At 71.5% G+C, this 26,919-nt stretch carries 16 protein-coding genes; 11 read left to right on the top strand and 5 right to left on the bottom strand.

The features are described from left to right. The first annotated feature begins 118 nt into the window (after positions 1 to 118). Complete coding sequence (locus ACFVH5_RS23315) at positions 119 to 1,954, top strand: chitinase (RefSeq protein ID WP_385835576.1); 1,836 nt, start codon at positions 119 to 121, stop codon at positions 1,952 to 1,954. On the opposite strand, the gene ACFVH5_RS23320 is transcribed toward ACFVH5_RS23315, so the two are convergent. Together ACFVH5_RS23320 and gabT are read right to left on the bottom strand one after the other, a co-directional pair. After that, on the bottom strand, positions 1,942 to 2,625 hold the full coding sequence (locus ACFVH5_RS23320) for a phosphatase PAP2 family protein (protein ID WP_385835578.1): 684 nt from the start codon (positions 2,623 to 2,625) through the stop codon (positions 1,942 to 1,944). The genes ACFVH5_RS23315 and ACFVH5_RS23320 overlap by 13 nt on opposite strands. A 607-nt stretch (positions 2,626 to 3,232) precedes the next feature. Continuing rightward, on the bottom strand, positions 3,233 to 4,567 hold the full coding sequence (gabT, locus tag ACFVH5_RS23325; protein WP_385835579.1) for a 4-aminobutyrate--2-oxoglutarate transaminase: 1,335 nt from the start codon (positions 4,565 to 4,567) through the stop codon (positions 3,233 to 3,235). Between the two features lie 304 nt (positions 4,568 to 4,871). Between gabT and ACFVH5_RS23330 the strand changes: the two genes are divergently transcribed. The 4 genes from ACFVH5_RS23330 to rpmF all read left to right on the top strand — a co-directional run bounded on the left by ACFVH5_RS23330 (position 4,872) and on the right by rpmF (position 11,114). Then, positions 4,872 to 6,995, top strand: a complete 2,124-nt coding sequence (locus ACFVH5_RS23330; RefSeq protein ID WP_385835581.1) for an ATP-binding protein — start codon at positions 4,872 to 4,874, stop codon at positions 6,993 to 6,995. A gap of 221 nt (positions 6,996 to 7,216) precedes the next feature. Continuing rightward, positions 7,217 to 8,950, top strand: a complete 1,734-nt coding sequence (locus tag ACFVH5_RS23335; RefSeq protein WP_385835582.1) for a PucR family transcriptional regulator — start codon at positions 7,217 to 7,219, stop codon at positions 8,948 to 8,950. Between the two features lie 490 nt (positions 8,951 to 9,440). Beyond that, positions 9,441 to 10,886, top strand: a complete 1,446-nt coding sequence (locus ACFVH5_RS23340) for an aldehyde dehydrogenase family protein (protein WP_385835584.1) — start codon at positions 9,441 to 9,443, stop codon at positions 10,884 to 10,886. A gap of 57 nt (positions 10,887 to 10,943) precedes the next feature. Further along, complete coding sequence (gene rpmF, locus ACFVH5_RS23345) at positions 10,944 to 11,114, top strand: 50S ribosomal protein L32 (protein ID WP_384810921.1); 171 nt, start codon at positions 10,944 to 10,946, stop codon at positions 11,112 to 11,114. Positions 11,115 to 11,221: 107 nt separating this feature from the next. Here the strand turns inward: rpmF and ACFVH5_RS23350 are convergent, their stop codons facing one another. Next, the gene (locus ACFVH5_RS23350; RefSeq protein WP_385835587.1) at positions 11,222 to 14,119 is read right to left on the bottom strand and encodes a glycoside hydrolase family 3 C-terminal domain-containing protein; all 2,898 of its coding nucleotides are present in this window, start codon (positions 14,117 to 14,119) and stop codon (positions 11,222 to 11,224) included. 458 nt (positions 14,120 to 14,577) lie between these two features. Between ACFVH5_RS23350 and ACFVH5_RS23355 the strand changes: the two genes are divergently transcribed. The 6 genes from ACFVH5_RS23355 (at position 14,578) to ACFVH5_RS23380 (ending at position 23,509) form a co-directional block, all read left to right on the top strand. After that, on the top strand, positions 14,578 to 16,260 hold the full coding sequence (locus tag ACFVH5_RS23355) for an extracellular solute-binding protein (RefSeq protein WP_385835588.1): 1,683 nt from the start codon (positions 14,578 to 14,580) through the stop codon (positions 16,258 to 16,260). A gap of 4 nt (positions 16,261 to 16,264) precedes the next feature. Continuing rightward, positions 16,265 to 17,374 carry an ABC transporter permease gene (locus ACFVH5_RS23360; RefSeq protein WP_385835590.1) on the top strand — a complete coding sequence of 370 codons (1,110 nt, stop codon included), beginning with the start codon at positions 16,265 to 16,267 and terminating at the stop codon, positions 17,372 to 17,374. Further along, positions 17,371 to 18,336 carry a carbohydrate ABC transporter permease gene (locus ACFVH5_RS23365; RefSeq protein WP_385835591.1) on the top strand — a complete coding sequence of 322 codons (966 nt, stop codon included), beginning with the start codon at positions 17,371 to 17,373 and terminating at the stop codon, positions 18,334 to 18,336. The genes ACFVH5_RS23360 and ACFVH5_RS23365 overlap by 4 nt, the downstream gene beginning before the upstream one ends. Before the next feature lie 153 nt (positions 18,337 to 18,489). Next, positions 18,490 to 20,493, top strand: a complete 2,004-nt coding sequence (locus tag ACFVH5_RS23370; protein WP_385835593.1) for a beta-galactosidase — start codon at positions 18,490 to 18,492, stop codon at positions 20,491 to 20,493. Further along, on the top strand, positions 20,490 to 22,796 hold the full coding sequence (locus ACFVH5_RS23375; protein ID WP_385835595.1) for a glycoside hydrolase N-terminal domain-containing protein: 2,307 nt from the start codon (positions 20,490 to 20,492) through the stop codon (positions 22,794 to 22,796). The genes ACFVH5_RS23370 and ACFVH5_RS23375 overlap by 4 nt, the downstream gene beginning before the upstream one ends. Then, on the top strand, positions 22,772 to 23,509 hold the full coding sequence (locus tag ACFVH5_RS23380) for a hypothetical protein (RefSeq protein WP_385835596.1): 738 nt from the start codon (positions 22,772 to 22,774) through the stop codon (positions 23,507 to 23,509). The genes ACFVH5_RS23375 and ACFVH5_RS23380 overlap by 25 nt, the downstream gene beginning before the upstream one ends. A 20-nt stretch (positions 23,510 to 23,529) precedes the next feature. Here ACFVH5_RS23380 and ACFVH5_RS23385 read toward each other — a convergent pair whose 3' ends face one another. Both ACFVH5_RS23385 and ACFVH5_RS23390 read right to left on the bottom strand, forming a co-directional pair. Next, entirely contained in the window at positions 23,530 to 25,590 is a 2,061-nt protein-coding gene (locus ACFVH5_RS23385; RefSeq protein ID WP_385835597.1) for a TIM-barrel domain-containing protein, read from the bottom strand. A 112-nt stretch (positions 25,591 to 25,702) separates the two neighbouring features. Further along, positions 25,703 to 26,716, bottom strand: a complete 1,014-nt coding sequence (locus tag ACFVH5_RS23390) for a LacI family DNA-binding transcriptional regulator (protein ID WP_385835598.1) — start codon at positions 26,714 to 26,716, stop codon at positions 25,703 to 25,705. Positions 26,717 to 26,919: the final 203 nt, after the last annotated feature.

Genomic DNA, 26,919 nt, shown 5'->3' on the forward strand with positions numbered 1-26,919 from the left:
AGGTTCGGCGAGGGGTGGGCGTGGCGACGGACAGCTGCCGGGGGTCTTGACAACATTATTGGTCTGGACCAAATTGAGCGCTCTCCACCCTCCATCTCCCCCACGCCAGGAGGCACTTGTGGATCGCGCCAGACCTGTCCGCAGACCTGTCAGCGGATCTGTTCACAGATCCGTCCTCGCCGTGTGCGCGGCCACCGTCCTGGCCGTACCCGGAATGACCGCGCTCTCGTCGGCCGCCCGTGCGGCCGACGCGGACCTGGCCCGCAACGGCGGGTTCGAAGCGGGCCTCGACGGCTGGTCCTGCACGGCGGGCACCACCGTGGGCTCACCCGTCCGCAGCGGTGCCTCGGCGCTGCAGGCGACCCCGGCCGGCAGCGACAACGCGCAGTGCGCGCAGACCGTGACGGTCAAGCCCGACTCCCAGTACACGCTCGCCGGACACGTCCGCGGCTCCTACGTCTACCTCGGCGCGAGCGGCACCGGCACCACCGACGTCTCCACGTGGACCCAGTCCGCGCCGGACTGGCAGCGGCTCGCCACGACCTTCCGCACCGGCCCCACCACCACCCGGGTCACGATCTACACGCACGGCTGGTACGGCACCGGCGCCTACCACGCCGACGACATCTCCCTGGTCGGCCCCGGCGGCGACGCGGCGCAGCCCCCGGCCGCGCCCACCGCCCCCACGGTCGGCACGGTCACGTCCACCGGCGTCGGCCTGTCCTGGCCTGCGGTGCCGGGCGCGACGGGCTACGCGGTCTACCGCAACGGGACGAAGGTCCAGACGCCCACCGGGACGTCGACCACCGTCACCGGCCTCGCCCCCTCGACGGCGTACTCCTTCCAGGTCACCGCCGTGAACGCCGCCGGGGAGTCCGCGAAGTCCCCGGTCGTCACGGCGACCACCGCGGCGGGTCCGGGCGGCGGCGACCCCGCGGACCTGCCCGCCCACGCCCTGGTCGGCTACCTCCACGCGAGCTTCGCCAACGGTTCCGGCTACACGCGGATGGCCGACGTCCCGGACAGCTGGGACGTCATCGACCTGGCCTTCGGCGAACCGACCACGGTGACCTCGGGCGACATCCGCTTCGACCGCTGCCCGGCGGCCGAGTGCCCGGGGGTCGAGTCCGACGCCGAGTTCAAGGCGGCGATCAAGGCGAAGCAGGCCGCCGGCAAGAAGGTCCTCATCTCGATCGGCGGCCAGAACGGCCAGGTGCAGCTGACGACCACGGCGGCCCGCGACACGTTCGTCTCCTCGGTCTCGAAGATCATCGACACGTACGGGCTCGACGGCCTGGACATCGACTTCGAAGGCCACTCGCTCTCCCTGAACGCCGACGACACCGACTTCAAGAACCCCAGGACCCCGGTGATCGTGAACCTCATCTCGGCGGTGAAGACCCTCAAGGCCAAGTACGGCGCCGACTTCGTCCTCACGATGGCCCCGGAGACGTTCTTCGTCCAACTCGGCTACCAGTACTACGGAACGGGCAAGTGGGGCGGCCAGGACCCGCGCGCCGGCGCGTACCTCCCGGTCATCCACGCCCTGCGCGACGACCTGACGCTCCTGCACGTCCAGGACTACAACTCCGGGCCGATCATGGGCCTCGACAACCAGTACCACTCCATGGGCGGCGCCGACTTCCACATCACCATGACCGACATGCTCCTCACCGGCTTCCCGGTGGCGGGCGACGCCGCCAACGTCTTCCCGCCGCTGCGCCCCGACCAGGTGGCCATCGGCATGCCGGCCACGACGAACGCGGGCAACGGCCACGTACCGTCGTCCGAGACCAACAAGGCCCTGGACTGCCTGACGAAGAAGACGAACTGCGGCTCGTACGCGACCCACGGCACCTGGCCCGCCCTGCGCGGCCTGATGACCTGGTCGATCAACTGGGACCGCTTCGGCGGCTGGGAGTTCTCGAAGAACTTCGACGGCTATTTCGGCTGAGCCGCCGTGCTGCTGCCGGCCAGGAACATCGCGAGTCCCAGCAGCAGCAGGGCGCTCAGGAACCAGCTCCCCACCACGTCCAGTGGCCAGTGGTAGCCGCGGCGGACCAGGCCGAAGCTCACGGCTGCCACCAGGACCAGGCAGGCGATGGTGAGTTCGCGGCGGAGGTAGCGGTTGCGGAGCCAGGGGAGCAGGAGGAGGACGGCGGCTCCGTAGGCGACGGCGGCCGTGGCGGTGTGGCCCGAGGGGTAGTAGCCGTCGCCCGCCATACCGGGCGGGCCGGTGCGGCCGACGGCTTCCTTCAGGGGGACGACCAGGAGCGGTACGGCGGCCATGGTGACCAGCGCCGCGAGCGGCGGCAGCCACCAGCGGGGGAGGGCCGCCCGCCGCGCCCGCCATGCGACGTACGCGGCGACCGCGGCCAGGACCGGGACGGCGACCCCGATGTTGCCGAGATCCGCGAGGAACTCGGCGGCACCCGTCGGCAGGCGGCTCCCCTCGACCGTCCGCGCGAGCCGTTCGTCGGCGCGGCGCACCGGACCGTCGACGCAGACCTGCCAGGTGAGGAGGGCGAGGAGCAGAAGGAGGAAGAGCGGGGCGAGGATCCGGGCACGGCGCCCCGCATCCGCTGAGCCGCCACGTCGACTGCCGCTCTCGGGGTCGCTGATCATGCGGTACAGCGTGCCAGCACCACGAGGCCCCGCCCCGTCAGGGGCGCGGAGAACGGCGCGCCCGCCCACGACGGAGCCGAGGACGGCAAACGGGCGATCCCACCCTGATCCCGCCCCGTCGGGGGCGCGGGGAACTGCGCGGCCGGCCACAACGGACCCGCAGACGACCAGGCACCCCCGGCGGACGCCGTCCCGTGGCGCCGGTCAGTCGGCCAGGCAGGGGCCACGAACAGGCCCCGGACGCGCCGAAAGGCTTGCACCAGGGGGGGTAGGTGCAAGCCCTTCGGTGGTTCTGACCGGGTTGTCGCGCGCCCCGGGGGGTTTGGGGCGAGCGACTGTCCGATCGGTGAGGAGACCCGAAGCACAAGGCTCCGGTTGTGTGCGCGAAGGCACGACCAGGGCGAAGCTGGGGAGGCCCCGTCCTGATGTCGCCCACAGTCCCCTGTGGGCGGGGTGCATCTCTCATCTGCCTAGAACCTACGACAGCGGACGGGCGTCCGACAGGAGGATTCCCTTCCCGCCATGCACCTCGCACACCTTCTTCACACGCCCCGCTCCTGCGACAGGACGGACGGTCCCGGCACCGGACCGATGAGACCTGGCCCGCTCAGATGCGGGCGAAAGCCTGCTCGATGATGTCCAGTCCCTCGGTCAGCAGGTCCTCGCCGATGACCAGCGGCGGCAGGAAACGGAGCACGTTCCCGTAGGTGCCACAGGTCAGGACAAGCAGGCCCTCCTGGTGGCAGGCCTTGGCGAGCGCGGCGGTCGCCTCCGCGTTCGGCTCCTTCGTCGTACGGTCCTTGACCAGCTCGATCGCGATCATCGCGCCCCGCCCGCGGACGTCGCCGATGATGTCGAACTTCTCGGCCATCGCGCCCAGCCGGGCCTTCATGACGGCCTCGATGTTCTTCGCCCTCGCGTTGAGGTCCAGTTCCTTCATCGTCTCGATGGAGCCGAGCGCGCCGGCGCAGGCGACGGGGTTGCCGCCGTAGGTGCCGCCCAGGCCGCCCGCGTGCGCGGCGTCCATGATCTCGGCGCGGCCCGTCACGGCGGCGAGCGGCAGTCCGCCCGCGATGCCCTTGGCGGTGGTGATCAGGTCCGGGACGATGCCCTCGTCCTCGCACGCGAACCACTGGCCGGTACGGCAGAACCCGGACTGGATCTCGTCGGCGACGAACACGATGCCGTTGTCGGTCGCGAACTTGCTCAGGGCCGGCAGGAAGCCCTTCGCGGGCTCGATGAAGCCGCCCTCACCGAGCACCGGCTCGATGATGATCGCGGCCACGTTGTCCGGCCCGACCTGCTTGGTGATCTCGTCGATGGCCTGCGCGGCGGCCTCGGCGCCCGCGTTCTCCGGCCCGGTCGGCCAGCGGTAGCCGTACGCCACCGGCACGCGGTAGACCTCGGGCGCGAACGGCCCGAAGCCGTGCTTGTACGGCATGTTCTTCGCGGTCAGCGCCATCGTGAGGTTGGTGCGCCCGTGGTAGCCGTGGTCGAAGACGACGACAGCCTGCCGCTTGGTGTGGGCACGGGCGATCTTGACGGCGTTCTCGACGGCCTCGGCGCCGCTGTTGAACAGGGCGCTCTTCTTGGCGTGGTCCCCGGGCGTCAGCTCGGCGAGCGCCTCGGCGACGGCCACGTAACCCTCGTACGGCGTGACCATGAAACAGGTGTGGGTGAAGTCCTGGAGCTGGGCGGCGGCCCGGCGTACGACGGCCTCGGCGGAGGCGCCGACGGACGTCACGGCGATACCGGAACCGAAGTCGATCAGCCGGTTCCCGTCGACGTCCTCCAGGATGCCGCCGCCGGCACGCGCGGTGAAGACGGGCAGCACGGACCCCACACCGGCCGCGACCGCGGCGGTGCGGCGCGCCTGCAGCTCCTGCGACTTCGGGCCGGGAATGGCGGTGACGATGCGGCGCTCCTGCGGAACTGCGCTCATGAGGGGCTCCCTGGGGTCGTGCGAACGGCTGTCGGTGTACGGCGGGCTGCGAACGGATTCTCTCGAATGCCCGGCTTCCTTCCTCGCAGGCTAGGGCCGGGGCCGGGGAGTGGGCATGCTCCATCTGGGCGGTGTCGGAGAAGCCGCTTGTCCGTGTTGGACATGGCGTGGCCGGGGAACGTCCAAGGGGGCGGGGATGCGTCTCGTCGCACACCCGGCCGGGTAAGCGGTGAACTCCCCTTGTGAGGGCGTTAGATTGACTCGCAACCACGTACGGAGCGGCTGGTCAGGGGTGGCAGAGGCGATGGACAGCGACGGCACGCACGACGCACGGGGCACACACGCCGATCGTGTGCCGCGGCCGGCCGGACCGCCCCGGGTGCCGCCGCGGCCCGCGCAGGCCCCCGGCGGACCGCCGAGGCCGGACGGTTCCGCGTTCCTCAGCTGGCTGCGCACGCCCCGGCCCGAGGCCGCACCGGGCGTCTGGCGGTTCGGGCACCGGCCGCGGCCGGAGGTGGAGCCGGAGCGGATTCCGGCCCGGCAGCTGCTCAGCGGCGCGTTCATCGCGTTCCTCGTCGGCTACCTCATCTGGTCGCTGCTGTGGAACGGCTACCTCGGCGGCTGGTGGCTGCTCCCGCTGTACGCGATGATCCCGGACTCCTGGGCCCAGCCGCACAGCTTCGGATCCGTCGTGGTCGTCTACGCCTATTACGTGGCCGTGGCGCTCGGCATCATGATCGGCGTCGGCCGGCTCGGCCGGTGGAGCGAGGTCTGGCGCCGGTACGGGCCCCCCGCCTGGCGCCGGGCCGCGCCCGTCGACACCCGGCCGCCCGTACCCGAGGAGGACCCCGCGCAGTGGAACGCCCTGCGCGCCGCCGGGGCCGCCGACGCCGCCGACCGGCTCGGCTCCGACGCGCGGGCCGGCCTGATGCGCGACGTCGACCACGCCCGGATCACCCGCGCCTGGCAGGGCGTGCGCAGCGGACGCCACAGCCTCGCCACCTTCACCGGCGCCGTGCTGCAGGAGGGCGCCGCCGCCTGTCTGCACCCCTCCGGCGACCGGGACCTGCCGGGCCGGCTCGCGCGGCACGACCTCGTCACGGGGCAGGTGCGCCTCGGCACGACCGCCGACGACGCGCGCAATCCGTACGCCTATCGCGGCACCGGGATGGCGCTCGGGCCCGAGCTGCTGGGGACCTCGCTGCTCGCCGTCGGGCCCGCCGGGTCCGGGAAGACCGGCTGTGTCGTCTGGCCGCTCGTCGAGTCGCTGTGCCTGCACGCGCTCGCCGGGCGGGCCGCCGTGGTCGTCGTCGGGGCCGCCGGGGCGGGCCTTGGCCCGGTGGACGCGTACGACGTCGTGGTGCGGGTGGGCCACCCCGAGTCCGTGTACGACCTCGACCTGTACGGCGGCACCACCGACCCGGACGAGGCCGCGGCCGTGCTCGCCGAGGCGCTCGTCGGTGATCTCGCCGACCCCCACCCCAGCGGGGAGAGCCGGCGGTCCACCACCGTGCTCGCCCAGCTGCTCGGGCCGTACCGGGCCGTCCACGGACGCTTTCCCTCCGTGCCCGAACTGCGGCAGCTCCTCGACGGCGCGCCCGGCCCGCTCGGCGCGCTCCGCAAGGCGCTCACCGAGGGCGGCCAGGAGTCGCTGCTACGGGAACTCGACGCACGGGAGCGGCAGTTGGGGCAGCCCGGCGATGTGGGCGGAGTGCTCGCGGACCGGGTGGCGCTGCTCGACCGGCCCGCCTTCGCCGGCTTCTTCGACACCTCCGGACAGACCCGGCCCTTCTCGCTGCGCGCGCTCGACCACCCCGTGCGCGTACGGATCGACCTGCCCCAGCGCGGGCACGCGGACGCCTCACGGATCCTGTCGCGGCTCGTGCTCGCCCAGTTCGCGGCCAGTGTCGCGGTCCGCGAGGACCGGTCCCTGTTCGCCTGCCTCGTGCTCGACGACGCCACCGGGGTGGTCACCCCCGAGGCCGTACGGGGGATCCAGCGGCTGCGGTCCGCCAACGCCGGGGTCGTGATGACCCTGCGCACGCTCGACGACGCGCCCCGCCCGCTGCGCTCGCCGCTGCTCGGGGCGATCGGCTGCCGGGTGGCGCTGTCCGGGCTCACCCCGTGGGACGGGCAGGACTTCGCGGAGGTCTGGGGCAAGGAGTGGATCGAGGCACGGGACGTCACCGACCGGCAGATCATCGCGGAGACACCGGCCGGGAAGGCCGTCCACATGCTGCGCCGGGTGATCACCGGGAACGCGCCGACCGCCCGGGCCGTGACCGTGCGCCAGGTCGAACGGGAACGGTGGTCGGCGTCCGAACTGGCGCACGCGGTGCCGCCGGGGCACGCGGTGCTCTCGCTCACCAGCGTGCGCGGGGAGCACGCGCCCCCGCTCCTGGTGGATCTGCGGAACTCGGGAGCCTGAGCGCGGAACTCGCGGGCCTGAGCGGCGGTACGCAAGGGGAGTGTGGGGCTCCTGAGGAGTGTGCGCGGGCGCATCCGGCAGGACGTCTGGACATATGGTCACGGGTCGACCGTACGGTGAGGCAGAATCGGCATAGGTCGTTCATACATCGCGGCCAAAAGATCACCTCGTCATCACTTCGTCCATGACCGTCGAAGAACCCGTGAAGACCTGAAGGTCCCATGCCACCCACGCTCGCCTCGCTCGTCCACCACTCGGCGCTCAAGCTCACCGTGCGCGCGGGCAGGGAACGGCTGGACACCCCCGTGCGCTGGGTGCACGCCAGCGAGCTCACCGACCCCGTGCCCTACATGGAGGGCGGGGAACTCCTCCTCATCACGGCCCTCAAGCTGGACGCCGAGGACGCCGACGCCATGCGCCGGTATGTGAAGCGGCTGGTCGGGGCCGGGGTGGCCGGGCTCGGCTTCGCCGTCGGCGTGCACTACGAGAAGATCCCCGAGGCGCTGGCCGACGCGGCGGCGGAAGAGGGCCTGCCGCTCCTGGAAGTGCCCCGGCGCACGCCCTTCCTCGCCATCAGCAAGGCCGTCTCCGCGGCCATCGCCGCCGACCAGTACCGGGCGGTGACCGCGGGGTTCGCCGCCCAGCGCGAACTGACCAGACAGGCGCTGAACGACGGGCCCGAAGGACTGCTGGCCGCACTCGCCTCCCAGGTCGACGGCTGGGCCGCGCTGTACGACGCCTCCGGTGCCGTCGTCGCCACCGCACCGGAATGGGCCGGCCGCAGGGCCGCCCGGATCATCGAGGACGTCGAGCGGCTGCGCGACCGGCCCGCACCGGCCAGCTCCGTCGTCGGCGGGGAGCCCACGAACGGCACGGACGGCACGGGCGGCGAGGACCGGGTCGAACTGCACTCGCTGGGCACCGGGCGCCGCTCCCGTGGCGCACTCGCCGTCGGGACCGCGTCCGCGCCGGGCACGGCCGAGCGGTATGCCGTGCACTCCGCGATCGCCCTGCTGACCCTCGTCACCGAACGGTCCCGCTCGCTGTACGCCGCCGAGCAGCGGATCGGGGCCGCGGTGCTGCGCATGCTGCTGGCCGGGCAGTCCGACCACGCCCGCGGGGTGGCCGGGGACCTGTACGGCGGGCTGCTCGACGCGCCCTACCGGATGATGCTCGCCGAGGCCGCGTCCGCGTCCGCCGGGCGGGCGCGCGCCAGGGGCGGTGCCGACGCCGACTCCGGCTCCGACTCCGGCTCCGACGGGATCGACGCGGACGGTGTCGAGGCGGCCTCGGTCGTGCTCGCCGAGGCCGGGGGCGATCTGGTGGGCGGGTTCGTCGAGGTCGCGGAGGCCGCGGCGGCCCGGTCCGGGGAGGCCGTGCTGGTCGTGCCCGACGGGGAGCGGCGGCTCGTGGTGCTCGCCGCGGACGGGGGTGCGGTGGTCACCGCCTGTACGCGGTACGCGCACACCGTCGGTATCGCGCGGAGCGGTTCCGAGCAGGGGACCGACGAGGACGAACTGGTCGTGGGAGTGTCCGCGCCCGCCGGTCCGATCGCCGCCGGGGCCGCCTACAAGCAGGCCGAGCAGGCGCTGTCCGTCGCGCGACGGCGGGGGCGGGTGCTGGTCGAGCACGAAGACGTGGCTACGGGGTCCGTGGTGCCGTTGCTGGCGGACGACGCGGTGCGGGCGTTCGCGGACGGGCTGCTGCGGGCGCTGCACGAGCACGACGCGACCGGGCGGGGGGATCTGGTCGCCTCGCTGCGGGCGTGGTTGTCGCGGCACGGGCAGTGGGATGCGGCCGCGGCGGATCTGGGAGTGCATCGGCACACGTTGCGGTATCGGATGCGGCGGGTCGAGGAGATCCTCGGGCGGTCCCTGGACGATCCGGATGTGCGGATGGAGCTGTGGCTGGCGCTGAAGGCGACGGCGTCCGCGACTGCCGTGGCGGGGGAGTAGGCCGGCTCCGGCCGGGGCTGTTGGTGGGTGCGGGTGAGTGGGGGCTGAGGCCTTGCGCAGTTCCCCGCGCCCCTAAAGGCATGCGCCGGCCTCCGGCCGAAGATCCGCCCAAGCCCCCGACCCCCTAGGGGCGCGGGGAACTGCGCGCTCAACCCCCACCGGCCCGAGACTGACGATCAAGCCGAGCCCCCCGCCCCCCTAGGGGCGCGGGGAACTGCGCGCTCAGCCCCCACCGGCCTCCGGCCGACGATCCGCCCAAGCCCCCCCCAGGGGCGCGGGGAACGGCGCAATCTTTCAGCCGCGGCCGCGGCCGCGGGCCGGTGGGGGCCGGCCGCGCCGTTCCCCGCGCCCCCGAACGCAGACCCCCTTGACGAAGTGGAGCCATGCTTTCGGGGAGTGCTCCGTCGTGGACAAGTGGGTCCCGTCCGCGGAGGGCCTAGCGTGGGGACGTCCAGTAGTTGACCTACTTTTTGGAAGGGGCGGGGCCCTCATGACTTCCACCCATGCCTTCTGGCTTGCCGGGCTCCGGGTCACCGGTGAGGCCACCTTCGACGTCACCTCGCCCTGGGACGGGCGCCTCGTCGGCAAGGTCGGTGTGCCGAGTGACGCACAGGTCGAGGAGGCCGTCGCCGCCGCCCACGCCGTGCGCGACGAGTTCGCCGCCACCCCGGCCCACGTACGGGCCGCCGCCCTCGACCACGTGAGCAAGCGGCTCGTGGAGCGGACCGAGGAGATCGCCCGGCTCATCTCCGCCGAGAACGGCAAGCCGCTCAAGTGGGCCCGCGGCGAGGTCGGCCGGGCCGTGTCCGTGTTCCGGTTCGCGGCCGAGGAGGCCCGCCGGTTCAACGGCGGCGAGGCCCAGCGGCTGGACACCGACGCGGGCGGTCAGGGCCGGCTCGCCCTCACCCGGCGCTTCCCGAAGGGCGTCGTGCTCGGCATCGCTCCCTTCAACTTCCCGCTCAACCTGTGCGCCCACAAGATCGCCCCGGCCATCGCGGCGGGCGCGCCCATCATCCTGAAGCCCGCCCCCGCGACCCCGCTCAGCGGCCTGGTCATCGGCGAGCTGCTGGCCGAGACGGACCTGCCGGCCGGCTCCTGGTCGGTGCTTCCCGTGGCCAACGACAGGATGCCCGCGCTGGTGCGGGACGAGCGGCTGCCCGTCATCTCCTTCACCGGGTCCGACAAGGTCGGCTACGCGATCATGGACTCCGTACCGCGCAAGCACCTCACCCTGGAGCTGGGCGGCAACGGCGCGGCCGTCGTGCTCGCCGACTGGGCGAGCGACCAGGACCTGGACTGGGCCGCCACCCGCATCGCGACCTTCAGCAACTACCAGGGCGGCCAGTCCTGCATCTCCGTGCAGCGTGTCATCGCGGACGCGTCGGTGTACGACCGGCTGCTGCCCCGGATCGTCGCCGCGGTCGGGGCCCAGGTGACCGGCGACCCCTCCGACGACACGACCGACGTCGGCCCGCTGGTCAGCGAGGACGCGGCGAAGCGGGTCGAGTCGTGGGTCGACGAGGCCGTCGCGGCCGGGGCCGAACTGCTCGCCGGCGGCAAGCGCGACGGTGCCTCGTACGCGCCGACGGTGCTGGCGGGCGTACCGGCCGACGTGACGATCTCCTGCGAGGAGGTCTTCGGGCCCGTCCTCACCGTGCAGAAGGTGGACGGGGAGGCCGCCGCCTTCGCCGCCGTCAACTCGTCCAAGTACGGGCTCCAGGCAGGGGTGTTCACCCACGACCTGCAGACCGCCTTCCGGGCCCACCGGGCGCTGGAGGTGGGCGGTGTGGTGATCGGCGACGTGCCCTCCTACCGTGCCGACCAGATGCCGTACGGCGGGGTCAAGGAGTCCGGTGTCGGGCGCGAGGGCGTGCGGTTCGCCATGGACGACTACACCTACGAGCGCGTCCTGGTCCTCACGGGGCTCGCTCTCTGAGACCGGACACCGGGACCCTATGGCTAGTGACAATCATTTTCATATAGTGTGCCGGGTATGGCCGTCCCGAAGCGCAAGATGTCCCGTTCCAACACCCGGCACCGCAGGTCCCAGTGGAAGGCGGCGACACCGGATCTCGTCCCCTTCCACGTCGACGGGCGCGAGTATGCCGTGCCCCGCCGCCTGATCCGCGCCTACGAGCGCGGGCTCATCCGGCCCGAAGCATGATCCGGCCCGAGGGGTGATCCTCCCCCTCACCCCCGGGCGAAGGGGCCCGGCACCGCTGCCTTCCGGTGCCGGGCCCCTCCCTTGTGCCGTCGGTTCCCTCCGGGCCCTCAGCCGGAGAAGCCGACGTGCGCGAGCCGCAGTGGGCCGCGCAGCTCGATGCGCAGGTCGTGGACCCCGGAAGCGGCGAACGGGCTGGTGACGGAGGTGTGGGCGTACGGGCCCGTCGTGGGCGCGATGTCCAGGTGGGCGATCGCCGGGCCGTCGTCCAGGGCCAGTTCGAGGGTTCCCTCGCCCGACACCTCGACCGTGACCGACCGGGCGTCCGGGCCGAAGTCGCAGGCCCGGTAGACCAGTTCGGCCGTGCGGCCGACGGCCTGGTGCGAGTCCGGGTCGGCAGGGGTCACCGCGTCCCCCGACCGTTTCGTACGGTCGACGATCGCCGTGCCGCGCTGATCGTCGAAGTCGGCCGCGCGCAGGCCGCGTTCGAGGACCGGGCGCGGGGCGGGCGGCGTACCGGCCGGGTCGATCGTGGCGCTCAGGCGGATGTCCTCGGCGGACGCGCCCGCGAGGAGTTCGTACCCGCCGGGTTCCAGCCGTCGGGTGCCGTGTGCGACGTCCCAGAACTCCAGGGCGGAGAGCGGGAGTTCGAAGGACAGCTCCGTGGTGGCGCCCGCGGGAAGGTGGACGCGGCGGTGGGCCAGCAGTTCGCGGCGGGGGCGTGGCACGGAGGGTGACACGGGACGGCCGTAGAGCTGGGCCACCTCGTCGGCCGCCGTGTCACCGGTGTTGGTGACCGTGAAGGTGACCCGCGCGGACTCCGCCCCGACCCGCGCCGCCAGGTCCGCGTACGCGAAGGACGCGTACGACAGGCCGTGGCCGAACGGGAAGAGCGGGGTGCCCTCGAAGTACAGATACGTCTGTCGGCCGCCGATCACGTCGTAGTCGAGGAGGCCGGGCAGATCCGCGTCCGAGGCGTACCAGGTCTGGGGCAGCCGGCCCGCCGGGGAGACGTCCCCCGCCAGTACGCGGGCCAGCGCGGTGCCGGCCGCCTGGCCGCCGTGGGCCGTCCAGAGGATGGCGGCCGGGCCCGTGGGGTCGATCGCGTAGGGGTACGAGGACGTGAGGATCAGCGCTGTGCGCGGGTTCGCGGCCCGTGCCGCGTCCAGGAGCCGTCGCTGGTGGGCGGGGAGGGCGAGGGTGGTGCGGTCCTCCGTCTCGCGCCCGTTGATGTGCGGGTCGTTGCCCGCGACCACCAGGACGACGTCGGCGGAGGCCGCCGCGTGCGCCACCGCGTCCTCGCCGCGCGCGGTGATCTCCAGTTCCAGGACTGTCGGATTCTCGTCGGCAACCTTTACGCCGTCGGCGGTCACAGAGACGTAGCGACCTGTGCCGACGTGCCGGAGGAGGTGCCCGTTCCCGTGCCCGCCCTCTCGGGAGCCCCGGGGTTCCAGCCGGAACGTCTCCTGCACGACCCAGCCGCCCGGCTGGTCCGCCGAGGCGCGGACGAAACCGTCCTCGGCGACCGAGAGGTACCGGCCGTCGGGAGCGCGGAACGTGAGGACGCCCTCGCCCCAGTCGATCAGCGCCAGTTCGGTGCCCACGTCGTCGGTGGTGAGCGGCGGCAGATCGGTGCGGCCCGCGAGGAGGGCCGGGTCCAGCGCGCCCTCGGCCCCGCGGACCTCCTCACCCGCGTCGTCCGCCCGCGGCACGCTCAGACAGCCGCCGTCGGAGGTCTTCAGGCGTACGCGGTCCACGCCCTCGGCGAAGTCCACCCGGTCGGCGCCGAAGCGGTCGTACAGGCCCTCCAGTGGTGTGGACCGGTGGATGAGGGTGCCGCTGTACCAGTCGAGCTTGCACTCGTCGGCGAGGAGGCCGACCACCGCGATGCGCGGGCCTTCCCCGGTCGGGGTGCCCTCCCGGGTGAGGGTGAGGGGGAGCAGACCGCCGTCGTTCTTGAGCAGGACGATCGCCTGTTCCGCCGCCTCCCGGGCGAGGGCCCGGTGCGCGGGGGTGTCGAAGTCCTTGGCGTCCGCGTACGGGTCGAGCAGCGGGTCGAACTCGCCCAGCCGGAAGCGGACCGACAGCTGACGGCGGACCGCGGCGTCGATGTCGGCCTCGGTCAACAGGCCCTGGTCCAGGGCTTCCTGGATGCGTTCGACGATCTTCGAGCCGTCCGTGCCGTGGTCCGTGAAGCTGTCGACGCCGGCGAGCAGCGCCGCGGCCGTCGCCTCCTCGTGCGTGTCGAAGTAGTGCTCCGAGTCGACCAGGTTCGAGGGCGCGCCCGCGTCCGAGCAGACCAGCAGGTCCTGGTCCGTCCAGGTGCGCAACTGCTCCGCCAGGTACGGCGACACATGGTTGGGGCGGCCGTTGACCAGGTTGTACGCGGGCATCACGCCGGCCACCGCGCCCGCCTCGACCGTCTCCCGGAAGGCCCGCAGATCGTACTCGTGCAGCACACGGGGGCGTACCGAACTCGACGCGGTGGCCCGGTCCGTCTCGTTGTTGTGCGCGAGCCAGTGCTTGAGGACCGGGGCCGTGCGCCAGTAGGCGGGATGGTCGCCGCGCAGACCGCGGGTGTACGCGGTGGCGATCGCCGAGGTCAGCTTCGGGTCCTCCGAGTAGCCCTCCTCGTTGCGGCCCCACAGCGGGTGGCGCAGCAGATTCACCGTGGGCGCCCAGACGTTGAGGCCGACGCGGTCGTCGCGCGAGCGCATCGCGCGGGTCTCGGTGGAGACCGCCTCGCCGACCCGGCGCACCAGGTCCTCGTTCCAGGTCGCGCCCAGGCCGACCGCCTGCGGGAACACGGTCGCGGGGCCCATCCAGGCGACCCCGTGCAGGGCCTCCTGGCCGGTGCGGAACGCGGCGATGCCCAGGCGCTGAACCGCGGGTCCGAACTGGTGCAGCATCGCCACCCGTTCGTCGAGGGTGAGCCGCGCCAGAAGATCGTCGATGCGCTTCGCGAACGGCAGCTGCGAGTCGCGGAAAGGCGGCGTTTGTGCAGTCACGCGAGGATCCCTTTACGGAAGACGGGGAAGGCCGGTGGCGAGCTTTCGAAGCGCTTCGATGCTGATTCGACGAGTGGTCGGGTGTCAAGACACCCAGACGCAACAACTCCGAATCCCCGCCGCCCTCCTTCGTCAACCCATGGGGCAAAAGCGACCGGTACAGACCTCTCCCTCGCCGGGACACCTCCGAGGAATGTTTGAATCGGCTCTTGTGCACCCCCAGGTGTTCACTTAACCTCGCAGCAACATCGAAGCGCTTCGACTATCGAAGGTGCTGCTCCTGGGTGCGCAGACCTCCGAGGTTCGCTTCCGCTCAGCTCGGCCGGTGCGACTTCGGTTCAGCCTCCGCAACCTCAGCTCAGCCATCGCAACTCCAGCTCAGCCAGTTCCGCTCAAGACACCGCAGCCGACGGCCACTTGGCCAGGTGTCCTGCTGTGCGCCACGAAGGGTTGACGCAATGACGCCGAACACCTCCGCCCCCGGTCCCGGCCGGAGAAGCTTCCTCGCCTCCACGGCGGTCGCCACCGTCGCGGTGGCGGGCGGGATGCCGCTGCTGGCCGCCTGCGGTGGCTCCGACGGCGGCAAGAAGGAGGGCACGACCTCGGGCAAGGACGCGAAGAAGATCCTTCCCGCCTTCGTGGCGCAGAACGTGGTGACGCCGGACATCGCGTCGAAGAACGGGTCCTCGCTCGGCTTCACCGGCAAGCTCGTCACGGCCGACCTCAAGGCCTCGGTGTCGGGCAAGCTCGGCAAGGGCAGCACCATCAAGATCATGTCGCCGTTCTGGGGCTCGCCGCCGAAGGGCGACAACCCCTACTACCAGGCGATGAACGAGAAGATCGGCGCGAACGTCGTCTGGCAGAACCAGGACGGCAACACGTACGACGAGAAGCTGGGCGCGGTCCTCGCCTCCAGCGACATGCCGGACGTCGTGGTGATCCCCGGCTGGAACATGGGCGGCAAGATACCCAGCGCCATCATCAGCAAGATGGCCGACCTCGGCCCGTACCTCTCCGGCGACAAGGTCAAGGACTATCCGAACCTCGCCGCCGTCCCGACCGACGCCTGGCAGCGCTCCATCTTCGGCGGCAAGCTGCGCGGCCTGCCGATGCCCAGTTCGTACGTCGCCAACATCGTGCCGTACTACCGCAAGGACATCTTCGACAAGAAGGGCTACGAACTCCCCACCTCGGCGGCCGAGTTCCTGGCCCTGGCCAAGGAGATCACCAGCGCCAGGGCGAAGGTGTGGGCCTGCGACGACATGAAGTGGACGGCGTTCAACAGCTTCGGTGTGCTGTCCGGGAGCGAGAAGCCGCTCGGCTGGAACCTCGTCGACGGCAAGCTGGTCTACCGCGTCGAGACCGGTGAATACCTCGAAGCGCTGGAGTGGACGCGCAAGCTGTACTCCGCGGGAGTCGTCCACCCGGACGCCAAGGCGCAGAACCAGGGCGACTCCAGCCTGCGCTTCACCGCCGGCGAAGTCCTCATCTACAACAACGACATCTCGCACTGGTGGGCCAAGACCACCGAACAGGCCGCGCAGAACAAGGACTTCCGTATCGACGGCATGGACATCTTCGGCCATGACGGCGGGGACCCCACGCTGTGGGCCGGGGCGCCCGCGAGCATCTTCGCCTTCGTCAACAAGAAGGCGTCCAAGGCCGTGATCCGGGACGTGCTGGCCGCCGCGAACGTCACCGCCGCCCCGTACGGCACCGAGGAGTACATGCTCACCAACTACGGGGTCGAGGGCACGCACTACACGGTCAAGGACGGCACGCCCACCAAGAACGACAAGGGCAACCAGGAGGTCCTGAACGCCTTCGTCATGCTGGCGAGCCCCGCCTCGACGATCGCGCACCCCGACCTGCCGGAGATAGCGAAGGCGCAGGTCGAGTGGCAGCAGCGGATGGGCGCCTTCACCAAGAAGTCCCCCTTCTACGGCCTCCAGATCATCGAACCGGCCCGCTGGACGAACCTCTCCAACGACTTCGAGCAGCTGGAGGACGACATCGTCCGCGGCCGCAAGAAGATCAGCGACATGCAGCAGGCCGTGTCGGACTGGAAGAGCCAGGGCGGCGACAAGCTGCGGGACTGGTACGGGAAGCTGCTGGACGACAGCGGATCCGCGCAGGGGTGACCCGGTGGCACACAGCACCGCTCCACGGGACACCACTCCGGCCGACACCACTCCAGCCGACGCCGCTTCACGTGACGCCGCTTCACGTGACACCACTACGCGCGGCGGCACTCCGGTGGCCGCCGCGTCCCCCGCCCCGGGGGTCACCAGGGCCGAGAGGAGGGCCCTGCGCAGGGCCCTCGACGGCGGCGGCACCTTCAAGGTCCGCTTCAGACGGGACCGCACCCTGGTCCTGATGACCCTGCCGGCCGTCCTGCTGGTCCTGGTCTTCAACTACATACCGATCCTGGGCAACGTCGTCGCCTTCCAGGAGTACGACCCCTACATCAGCGACAACGGCTTCATCGCCGTCTTCCACAGCCCCTGGGTCGGCTTCGAGCAGTTCTCCCGGCTGTTCGAGGACTCGGCGTTCTGGGACGCCGTCCAGAACACCCTCGTCCTGTTCGGGCTGCAACTGGTGCTCTTCTTCCCGGTCCCGATCCTGCTCGCGCTGCTCATCAACAGCGTGATCAGGCCCCGGGTACGGGCGGTCTCGCAGGCGATCCTCTATCTGCCGCACTTCTTCTCCTGGGTGCTGGTCATCACCGTCTTCCAGCAGATCTTCGGCGGCGCCGGCATCATCGCGCAGACCCTGCGCCGGCACGGCTACGAGGGCTTCGACCTCATGACCGACCCGGGGGTCTTCAAGTTCCTGGTGACGGCGGAGGGCGTGTGGAAGGACGCCGGCTGGGGCGTCATCGTCTTCCTCGCCGCGCTGGCCTCCGTCAGCCCCGATCTGTACGAGGCCTCCGCGATGGACGGGGCCGGCCGGTGGCGCCGCATGTGGCACGTCACGCTGCCCGCGCTGCGTCCGGTGATCGCCCTGCTCCTGGTGCTGCGCGTCGGTGACGCGCTCACCGTCGGCTTCGAGCAGATCCTGCTGCAGCGGGACGCGGTGGGACCGGGCGCGGCGGAGGTCCTCGACACCTACGTGTGGTGGAACGGCGTCCGCAACCAGGACTTCAGTTACGCGGCGGCGGCCGGACTGATCAAGGGTGTGGTCAGTCTCGGACTCGTCCTCGCCGCGAACAAGGTCGCCCATCTCATGGGCGAGCAGGGGGTGTACAAGAAATGAGTGCCGTGACCGAGAGTGCCGTCACCGAGGAACGGCCGGAGGGCGCGGGACCGAAGGCGCCCGGCCGCTGGGCGGCCCCGCCGAGGCCCGTCTGGGAGGAGGAGCCGCGCCGGGCCGGACTCGCGGGCAAGGGCATCGCCCTGGCCCTCGCCTGCCTGGCCGTCCTGTTCCCGCTGTGGATCGTCGTCGTCACCAGCCTGTCCACGAAGCAGACCATCAGCGAGGCCGGCGGGCTGGTGCTGGTCCCCAGGGACCTCACCTTCATCGCCTACCAGGAACTGCTGAGCGGCGGCCAGGTCACCCGCGCCACCGTCGTCAGCCTGGGCGTCACCGCCGTCGGCACGCTGTTCTCGATGACGGTGTCGGTCCTCTGCGCGTACGGGCTCTCACGCATCGGATCGCTCGGGCACCGCTGGTTCCTGATGACCCTGCTCGCGACGATGTTCTTCGGCGCCGGGCTCATCCCCACGTATCTGCTGGTGCAGTCGCTGGGACTGACCGACACGTATCTCGCGCTGATCCTGCCGAGCGCGATCAGCGTCTTCAACATCCTGGTGCTGCGCGCGTTCTTCATGGGCATCTCGCCGGAACTCACCGACAGCGCGCGGATCGACGGGGCGGGGGACTGGCGGATCCTCTGGCAGATCGTGCTCCCGCTCTCCCGGGCCGTCATCGCGGTGATCACGCTGTTCTACGCCGTCGGGTACTGGAGTGCGTGGTTCAACGCGTCGATCTATCTGAGCGATCAGGACATGATGCCGCTGCAGAACGTGATGATCCAGCTCGTCCAGAAACAGGAACCTCCGGTGGGGCTGGGGCAGGCGATCCGGGCGGGACAGTTGTCCGCGCTCGCTGTGCAGATGGCTGTGATGGTGTTGGCGTTGTTGCCGGTTGCGTTTTTGTCTCCCTTCGTCCAGAAGCACTTCAAGAAAGGGATGCTCACCGGCGCGGTCAAAGGCTGACCTCGCGCCTTTGGCGCCGGTCAGCCCGCTTTTGCAGGTGACTTCCGGTTGCTTGTCGGGTGCGGGCCGGATGTGGCTGAGCGCGCAGTTCCCCGCGCCCCTTCGGGGCGCCCCCCTCGGGGGCTTGTCCCTCTCTGTCGAACGAGGTGTGTCATGTGCGCGACCAGTCCCCGTAGGCGAGTCGGGCTCGGTGACGCCGTCCGCGGGCGCGTCCTCTTCGGCGGGGACTACAACCCCGAGCAGTGGCCCGAGGAGGTCTGGCGCGAGGACGTGCGCCTCATGCGGGAAGCGGGGGTCAATTCCGTCACGCTCGGTGTCTTCTCCTGGGCGCGGATCGAACCGCAGCCGGGTGTCAGGGAGTTCGGCTGGCTGGACCGGCTCATGGACCTCGTGCACGAGCACGGCATCGGGGTCGTCCTCGCCACCCCGACCTCCTCGCCCCCGCCCTGGCTCGGCCGGCTCCACCCGGACACCCTGCCCCGTGACGCGGACGGCCGCACCGAGTGGTGGGGTGGCCGCCAGCACTTCTCGCACTCCAGCGCCACCTACCGCCGTCACGCCGCCGCGATCACCGAGGACCTGGCCGCCCGCTACGGCAGCCACCCCGCCCTCACCATGTGGCACATCAACAACGAGTACTGCACCTACGACTGGGGCGACGAGGCGGCCGGCACGTTCCGCCGCTGGCTCAGGGACAGGTACGGCACGCTCGACGCGCTCAACACGGCCTGGGGAACGGCCTTCTGGAGCCAGGGATACGGCGACTGGGAGGAGGTCCTGCCGCCGCGCCGCGCCCACTACCTGAACAACCCCACCCAGGTGCTCGACTTCAAGCGCTACACGTCCGACATGCTCCTGGAGTGTTACGTCGCCGAGCGCGACATCGTCCGCCGGTACTCCCCGGACCTCCCGGTGACCACCAACCTCATGCCGATGTGGGCGGGGCAGGACGCCTGGCGGTGGGCCGGGGAGGAGGACGTCGTCTCCGTCGACCTCTATCCGGATCCGCGCGACCCCTTCGGCGCGCAGGAGGGCGCGCTCGTCCAGGACATGACGCGCTCCCAGGCGCGCGGGCCGTGGATGCTGATGGAGCAGGCGGCGGGGTCGGTGAACTGGCGGGGCGTGAACCGTCCCAAGCCGCGCGGCCTCAACCGGCTCTGGTCCCTCCAGGCGGTCGCCCGGGGCGCCGACGCCGTCTGCTACTTCCAGTGGCGGCAGTCCCGCCAGGGCGCGGAGAAGTTCCACTCGGGCATGGTCGGCCACGCGGGGGAGCAGGGCCGCACCCACCAGGAGGTCAAGCGGCTCGGCGCCGAGCTGCAGCGGATCGGCGCGCGGGTGACGGGCCGCCACTCGGCCTCCCAGGTCGCGATCCTCCACGAGTGGAACGCCTGGTGGGCGGGGGAGCAGGACGGGCGGCTCTCCCGCGAGGTCGAGTACCAGCAGGTCGTGCGGGCCTGGCACCGCGCCCTGTGGGAGGCCCACATCACCACGGACTTCGCCCACCCCGAGCACGACCTGTCCGCGTACCGCCTCGTCGTCGTGCCGCAGCTCTACCTCCTCACCGACCAGGCGATCGACAACCTCGTCGCGTACGTGCGAGGAGGCGGCACCCTCGTCTGCGGCTTCCTGACCGGGATCGCGGACGAGGACGACCGGGTGCGCACCGGCGGGATGGACGAGCGGCTGCGGGAGCTGTTCGGCATCCGCACCCTGCACGAGTGGTGGCCGCTCGACCCCGGCGAGTACGCCGAGTGCGAGGGCTTCCGGGGCACCCTGTGGTCCGAGGAGATCGAGGCCGGGACCGAGGAGGCCGAGGACGTCGTCGCGCACTCCCGCTACAAGGGCGGCGAACTCGACGGGCTGCCCGCCGTGCTGCGCAGGGGCCGCGCCTGGTACGTCTCCACGCTGCCCGAACCCGCGGCGCTGCGCGAGCTGTTGGAGGGCGTGGCCGCCGGTGCGGGGGTGCGGCCGGTGCTCGAAGGACTGCCCGCCCAGGTCGAGGCCGTACGCCGGGGCGACCTGCTCTTCGTCCTCAACCACGGGCGGGACCCGGTCACGGTGGAGGTGCCGGGGGAGTACCGGGACCTGCTCGGTGAGCGACGGGTCGCGGGCTTGCTCGAACTGGGCCGGTACGGAGTGGCGGTGCTGTCCCCATGACCGCCGGCACGCAGGACCCGTCGTCCCCCTCGCCGCACGGCACCTGGGAGCCGGCCCCGGCCGGCCGCTGGGAGGACGCCTTCCTGAGCGGCAACGGCCGCCACGGCACCCTTGTGTTCGGTGATCCGAACGACGACCGGGTGATCGTCACCCATCACACTCTCGTCCGGCCCAACGGCGGCGAGCACGCCCGTCCTCCGGAGCTGGCGGCCGAACTGCCCGCACTCCAGGACCGGTTGCTCGCGGGAGACCTGACGGCGGCCGAGGAGTTCACGGACGGGCGCCCTCTCCAGTGGGTGCGGCCCTTCCACCCCGCCTTCCAGGTGCGGCTGCGACGGCCGTCCGCCGACGGGGAGCGCGACTACCGCCGCACGGTCGACTTCACCACGGGCGTCGTCGCATCGTCCTGCGCGGGCTGGCGCAGCCGCGTCTTCGTCTCCCGCGCCGACGACGTGATCGTCCAGTACGTGACCTCCCCCGGCGCCGCCCTGGACATCACGCTGGACCACCGGCTCCCCGGCGCCCCCGACGGCCTGGGCGTCAGCGACGGAGCGGTCCTCACCCCCGAGGGCGCCGTGCTCACCCTGAGCGCCCGCTATCCCGGCAGCGACCTCGCGTACACCGGTGTGACGCTGGCCGTCGTCACCGGCGGCCTTACGACGCTGACGGCGCCCGGTATGCGCGTGGCGGGCGCCGGGTCGGTCCTGCTCCTGACCCGCGTGGAGCGGCACACCGAAGAACTGGACACGGTGGCGCGGACCCAGGAGCTGCGCGCGCTGCTGCCGCACGGCGGCGAACCGTACGACGGCCTCCTGAGGCGTCATCTGCGTCTCCACCGCACCGCGTACTCCCGCGTCTCGCTCACCCTCGAAGCCGACGACAGCCAACGCGCCCTCCCCGGCTCCGAGTTGCTCAAGCGGCCAGGGAGCCCCGCCCTCCTCGAACGGCTCTTCGCGGCCGGCCGCCACCACCTGCTGTCCGCGAGCGGGATGCTCCCGCCGAGGCTCACCGGGCTGTGGACCGGCGACTGGGACACGGCCTGGTCCGGTGCCTTCACCACGGACGCCAACCTCAATCTGCAGACCGCCTCGGCCGTCGCGGGCGCCCTGCCCGAGGTCGTCGAAGCCCATGCCGCCCTCGTCCACGGGCAGCTGCCGCACTGGCGGGACAACGCCCGAGCCGTCTTCGGCGCCCGAGGCGTGGTCGCCCCGCCCCACACGGACGGCGAGTCCGGGCACACGTACCACTTCAGCCGCGAGTACCCCCTGCACCTGTGGACGGCGGGCGCCGACTGGCTGCTCAAGCCCCTCGTCGACCACGATGAGGCCCGCGGGGAGCGGGACCCGCGACTGGCAGCCGTCCTCGCCGAAGTCGCCCTGTTCTACGAGGACTTCCTCACCCGCACCGACGAGCACGGGCAACTCGTCGTCGTCCCCTCCTACTCGCCCGAGAACCGCCCGGCGAACCCGGACGCGAGCTGGGGCGCGGTCAACGCCGCCATGGACCTCTCCGCGGCCCGGCACGCTCTGCGCACGGCAGCTGCCTACCACCCGGGCCCCGACGCCGACCGTTGGCGGGCCCTCGCCGAGCGGCTGCCCCCGCACCGCGTCAACGACGACGGCGCCCTCGCCGAATGGGCGTGGCCCGGCCTCGACGACACGTACGACCACCGGCACCTCAGCCATCTGTACGGCGTCTGGCCGCTCGACGAGATCAATCCCTACGACACCCCGGAGCTCGCGGCGGCAGCGCATCGCGCGCTCGCACTGCGGGGCGCCGAGAACGACTCCGCGCACGGCCATCTGCACCACGCCCTCGTCGCGGCCCGGCTGCGGGACGGCGAGCGGGTCGCGCACGCGCTCGGCCAGGTGCTGGCGGGCGACTTCTTCCACGCCTCCCTGATGAGCGCGCACTACCCGCACCGGGACGTCTACAACGCGGACGCCGCCCACACCCTGCCCGCCCTGGTCGTCGAGTCGCTGATCCAGTCGACCCCCGACCGGCTGGTCCTCCTGCCCGCACTGCCCGCCGCCTTCCCGGCGGGCGGACTCCGGGGCGTACGGACGCGGTTCGGTGCCGTGATCGACCTCGACTGGGGTCCGCGGGAGGTCCGGGCGGTGGTCCGGCCCACCCGCACCCACTCCGTCGACCTGAGAACTCCTTCCGGCGCGCGCCGGCTCTCCCTGCGCGCCGGGGAGGACCGCGTCCTCACCCTGGGGCCGCGGCAGACGTACAGCGAGGCCATCCCCCACATCCCCCCACTCATGGAAGGGACACCATGGCAACACGCACGCCGAACATGAGGACGAGCAGGACCAGGAGCAGGGTCGTCAAGGCGCTGCTGGCGCCCGCGCTCGCTCTCGGAGTGACCGTCGGGCTCGCCTCCGCCCCCGCCTCCGCCGCGATCTGGAACTCCTGCGACCAGTGGGGCAACACCAGCCTCAACGGCTACACGCTCTACAACAACATCTGGGGCTCCGGCGCGGGCAGCCAGTGCATCTGGGCCAACTCCGGCACCAACTGGGGAGTCTGGGCCAACCACCCCAACACCGGCGGCATCAAGTCGTACCCCAACTCCAAGAAGGTGATCAACAAGACGATCACCTCGCTCGGCTCGCTCTCCAGCAGCTACAACGTCACGGTCCCGTCGGCCGGCGCGTACAACACCTCGTACGACATCTGGGACACCGACTACGACTACGAGATCATGCTCTGGGTCAACTACAACGGGGCCGTCGGTCCGCTCGGCACCTCGCAGGGCAACGTCACCCTCGGCGGTCACACCTGGTCCGTGTACAAGGGCAACAACGGCGCCAACGAGGTCTTCTCGTTCCTGCGCACCTCGGACTCGAACTCGGGCAGCGTCAGCATCCTGCCGATCCTCAAGTGGATCAAGGACACCAAGGGCTGGATGGGCAACGAGACGATCGGTGACGTCCAGTTCGGCTTCGAGGTCACGTCCTCGTCCGGCGGTCTGGACTTCGTCACCAACAACCTGACGGTCAGCAGCAGCTGACCGTCAGGTGCGACGCGCGGCTACTCCGTCACGGGCAGCCGCGCGTCGTCGCGCAGGAACAGCGGGATGCGGTCCAGCGGGGCGTCGACGGTCACGGCCGCGCCACCCCGGTACTCCTCGCCGGTCCACGCGTCCGTCCAGCGCGCGCCCGCCGGAAGATAGGCCGTACGGACCGTCGCACCCGCGGTGAGCACCGGCGCGACCAGCAGATCCCGGCCGAAGAGATACGAGTCGTCCACGGACCAGGCCGCCTGGTCGTCCGGGAACTCCAGGAACAGCGGCCGCATCACCGGCAGCCCCTCCTCATGGGCCTCCCGCATGACATCGAGCACGTACGGCTTCAGGCGCTCGCGCAGACGGAGGTACTTCTCCAGGATCGGCCCGGCCTGTTCGCCGTACGACCACACCTCGTTCGGGCCGCCGGTCATCTCCGGGCCGAGCGGGGTGCCCGGGTCGCGGAAGCCGTGCAGCCGCATCAGCGGGGACAGCGCGCCGAACTGGAACCAGCGGATCATCACCTCGCGGTACGCCGGGTCGTCCGGGTCGCCGCCGTGGAAGCCGCCGATGTCGGTGTTCCACCAGGGGATGCCGGACAGCGAGGTGTTGAGGCCCGCCGCTATCTGGCGCCGCAGGGTCGCGAAGTCCGTGCCGATGTCACCGGACCACAGGGCCGCCCCGTACCGCTGACTGCCCGCCCACGCCGAGCGGTTGAGGGTGACGACCTCGCTCTCGCCGGCCGCCAGCATGCCCTCGTGGAAGGCACGGGAGTTCTCACGCGGATACATGTTGCCCACTTCGAGACCGGGGCCCGCCCAGTAGCGCAGGTTCTCCTGGAAGCCGGGCTTCAGCTCGGGCTCGCAGGCGTCCAGCCAGAAGGACGTGATCCCGTACGGCTCCAGGTAGTTGTCCCTGATCTTCGACCACAGGAACTCCCGCGCCTCGGGGTTCGTCGCGTCGTAGAAGGCGACCTGCACCGTGGAGGCGACCTCCTTGTCCGGCCAGTCGGCGTGCGCCATCGGACCGTACTGCGTGCCGACGAACCAGCCGCGCTGCTCCATGAGCCGGTGGTTCTCGGAGAGCGGCGAGACGGACGGCCACACGGACACGACGAGCTTGATGCCCAGCTCCGCCAGCTCCCGCTGCATCCCCGCCGGATCGGGCCACTCGGCCGGGTCGAACTTCCAGTCGCCCAGGTGCGTCCAGTGGAAGAAGTCGCAGACGATGACGTCGATGGGCAGACCCCGGCGCTTGTACTCCCGTGCCACGCCCAGGAGTTCGTCCTGCGTGCGGTAGCGCAGCTTGCACTGCCAGAAGCCCGCCGCCCACTCGGGCAGCATCGGCGTCCGCCCGGTCACCGCGCTGTAGCGGCGCTGCGCGTCGGCCGGATGGCCCGCCGTGATCCAGTAGTCGATCTGCCGGGCCGAGTCCGCCACCCAGCGCGTGCCGTTGCCCGCCAGCTCGACCCGGCCGATCGCCGGGCTGTTCCACAGCAGGGTGTAACCGCGGCTGGACGTGAGGACCGGGATGGTCACCTCGGCGTTGCGCTGCACCAGGTCGAGGACGGCACCCTTCTGGTCGAGCAGCCCGTGCTGGTGCTGCCCCAAGCCGTACAGCTTCTCGCCCTCGTACGCGGCGAAACGCTGCTCCAGGCGGTGGTAGCCGTTGCCGACGGGTGTGTAGAGGCGCGGTCCCGGCCACCAGAAGTGGGCGCGTTCCTCGGCGAGGAGTTCGGCCCCGTCGCCGGTGCGGACGAAGCGGATCAGTCCCTCGGCGTCGACCTCGGCCGTCAGCGCGCCGACGGTCAGCAGGCCCCGGCCGCCCTCGATCTTGACAGTGCCCTCGGTGGCGGGCGCCTCGTCGAGCACGGCGGCGGGCAGGCCCTCCAGGACGGGCCCGCCGAGCCTGGCCCGGACCCGTACGGCGTCGGGGCCCCACGGCTCGATGCGTACGGTCTCCTGCCGGCCGCTCCACTCCAGCGCGCCGTCGCGTTCACGGAACGTGCCGACGGTGGGCGAGGACTGGGCGAGACTCGCGGACCCCGAGCCGGACTGTCCCGGCCGGTTCTCGACATGCTGATTCATGCGGAGTGCTCCTGAAGGGAGGAGTGGCGACAAGACCCGGTTACGCGACTCCGGAGGACCAGGTCGGGGGAGTGGGAGTGGGAGTGGGAGAGCGGAGGTGGGGCGGGGCGGGTCAGGCGGCGGCCGGGGCCGGGCCCGTGCTCGCCCGGACCGTCAACTCGGGTGCGATGAGCACGACTTCGTCCTTTCCGTGCCCCTCCAGCTTGGCGATCAGATGCTCCACCGCATGACGGCCCATCTCCTGGGCGGGGATGGCGACCGAGGTCAGCCGCACCGAGGCCTGGACGGCGACCTGGTCCGGGCAGATCGCGATCACCGACACGTCCTCGGGCACGGCCCGGCCCTGCCGGCGCAGCAGGGCGAGCAGCGGCTCGACCGCGGACTCGTTCTGCACGACGAACCCCGTGGTGCCGGGGCGTTCGTCGAAGACCCGGGCCAGGGTCAGGGACATGGCGTCGAAGCCGCCCTCGCACGGGCGGTGCAGGACCCGCAGGCCCAGCTCGCGCGAGCGGGACCTGAGCCCGTCGAGCGTGCGCTCGGCGAACCCCGTGTGCCGTTCGTACACCGCGGGCGCCTCACCGATGACAGCGATGTCACGATGTCCGAGCATCGCGAGATGTTCGGCGCACAGCGCGCCCGTCGCACCGAAGTCGAGGTCCACGCAGGTCAGACCACTGGTGTCGGCGGGCAGCCCGATGAGGACGGACGGCTGCTCGGTGCCGCGCAGCAGCGGCAGCCGCTCGTCGTCCAGCTCGACGTCCATCAGGATCATCGCGTCGGCGAGCCCGCTCCCGGTGATCCGGCGCACGGCGTCGGGGCCCTCCTCGCCGGTGAGCAGCAGCACGTCGTACCCGTGGGAGCGGGCCGAGGTCGTCACCGCGATGGCGATCTCCATCATCACGGGTACGTACATGTCCGTGCGGAGCGGGATCATCAGCGCGATGATGTTGGACCGGCTGCTTGCCAGCGCCCGGGCTCCCGCGTTGGGGTGGTAGCCGAGCACCTGGATGCTCTCCTCGACCCGCTGCCGGGTGCCCGCGGAGATGGACCGCTTGCCGCTGAGGACATAGCTCACCGTGCTCGCCGAGACTCCGGCGTGCTGGGCGACCTCGGCGAGGGTGACCATCCAGGTCTCCGGTTCTGTGAAGCGCTTCGACGCGGCGCGCTGCGATTGGTGGTGGCTTGACAGTAGCTGGGTGGCGGGTGGGTGTCCATAGGTTGTCGAAGCGCTTCGACTCCGTCGGGGGTGGCAGGTGCCCACCGGGGGTGGTGGCCGGGGTTGTTCGGCGGGTGCCGGCCGGTGGGGGTGGAGCGCGCAGTTCCCCGCGC

The organism is Streptomyces sp. NPDC127119, from assembly GCF_042677425.1.
Lineage (GTDB): Bacteria > Actinomycetota > Actinomycetes > Streptomycetales > Streptomycetaceae > Streptomyces.

Coding starts and splice junctions, on each gene's coding strand:
- ACFVH5_RS23320 (WP_385835578.1), bottom strand. CDS start 2,625: ATGATCAGCGACCCCGAGAGCGGCAGTCGACGTGGCGGCTCAGCGGAT.
- gabT (WP_385835579.1), bottom strand. CDS start 4,567: ATGAGCGCAGTTCCGCAGGAGCGCCGCATCGTCACCGCCATTCCCGGC.
- ACFVH5_RS23330 (WP_385835581.1), top strand. CDS start 4,872: ATGGACAGCGACGGCACGCACGACGCACGGGGCACACACGCCGATCGT.
- ACFVH5_RS23335 (WP_385835582.1), top strand. CDS start 7,217: ATGCCACCCACGCTCGCCTCGCTCGTCCACCACTCGGCGCTCAAGCTC.
- ACFVH5_RS23340 (WP_385835584.1), top strand. CDS start 9,441: ATGACTTCCACCCATGCCTTCTGGCTTGCCGGGCTCCGGGTCACCGGT.
- rpmF (WP_384810921.1), top strand. CDS start 10,944: ATGGCCGTCCCGAAGCGCAAGATGTCCCGTTCCAACACCCGGCACCGC.
- ACFVH5_RS23355 (WP_385835588.1), top strand. CDS start 14,578: ATGACGCCGAACACCTCCGCCCCCGGTCCCGGCCGGAGAAGCTTCCTC.
- ACFVH5_RS23365 (WP_385835591.1), top strand. CDS start 17,371: ATGAGTGCCGTGACCGAGAGTGCCGTCACCGAGGAACGGCCGGAGGGC.
- ACFVH5_RS23370 (WP_385835593.1), top strand. CDS start 18,490: ATGTGCGCGACCAGTCCCCGTAGGCGAGTCGGGCTCGGTGACGCCGTC.
- ACFVH5_RS23375 (WP_385835595.1), top strand. CDS start 20,490: ATGACCGCCGGCACGCAGGACCCGTCGTCCCCCTCGCCGCACGGCACC.
- ACFVH5_RS23380 (WP_385835596.1), top strand. CDS start 22,772: ATGGCAACACGCACGCCGAACATGAGGACGAGCAGGACCAGGAGCAGG.
- ACFVH5_RS23385 (WP_385835597.1), bottom strand. CDS start 25,590: ATGAATCAGCATGTCGAGAACCGGCCGGGACAGTCCGGCTCGGGGTCC.
- ACFVH5_RS23390 (WP_385835598.1), bottom strand. CDS start 26,716: ATGGTCACCCTCGCCGAGGTCGCCCAGCACGCCGGAGTCTCGGCGAGC.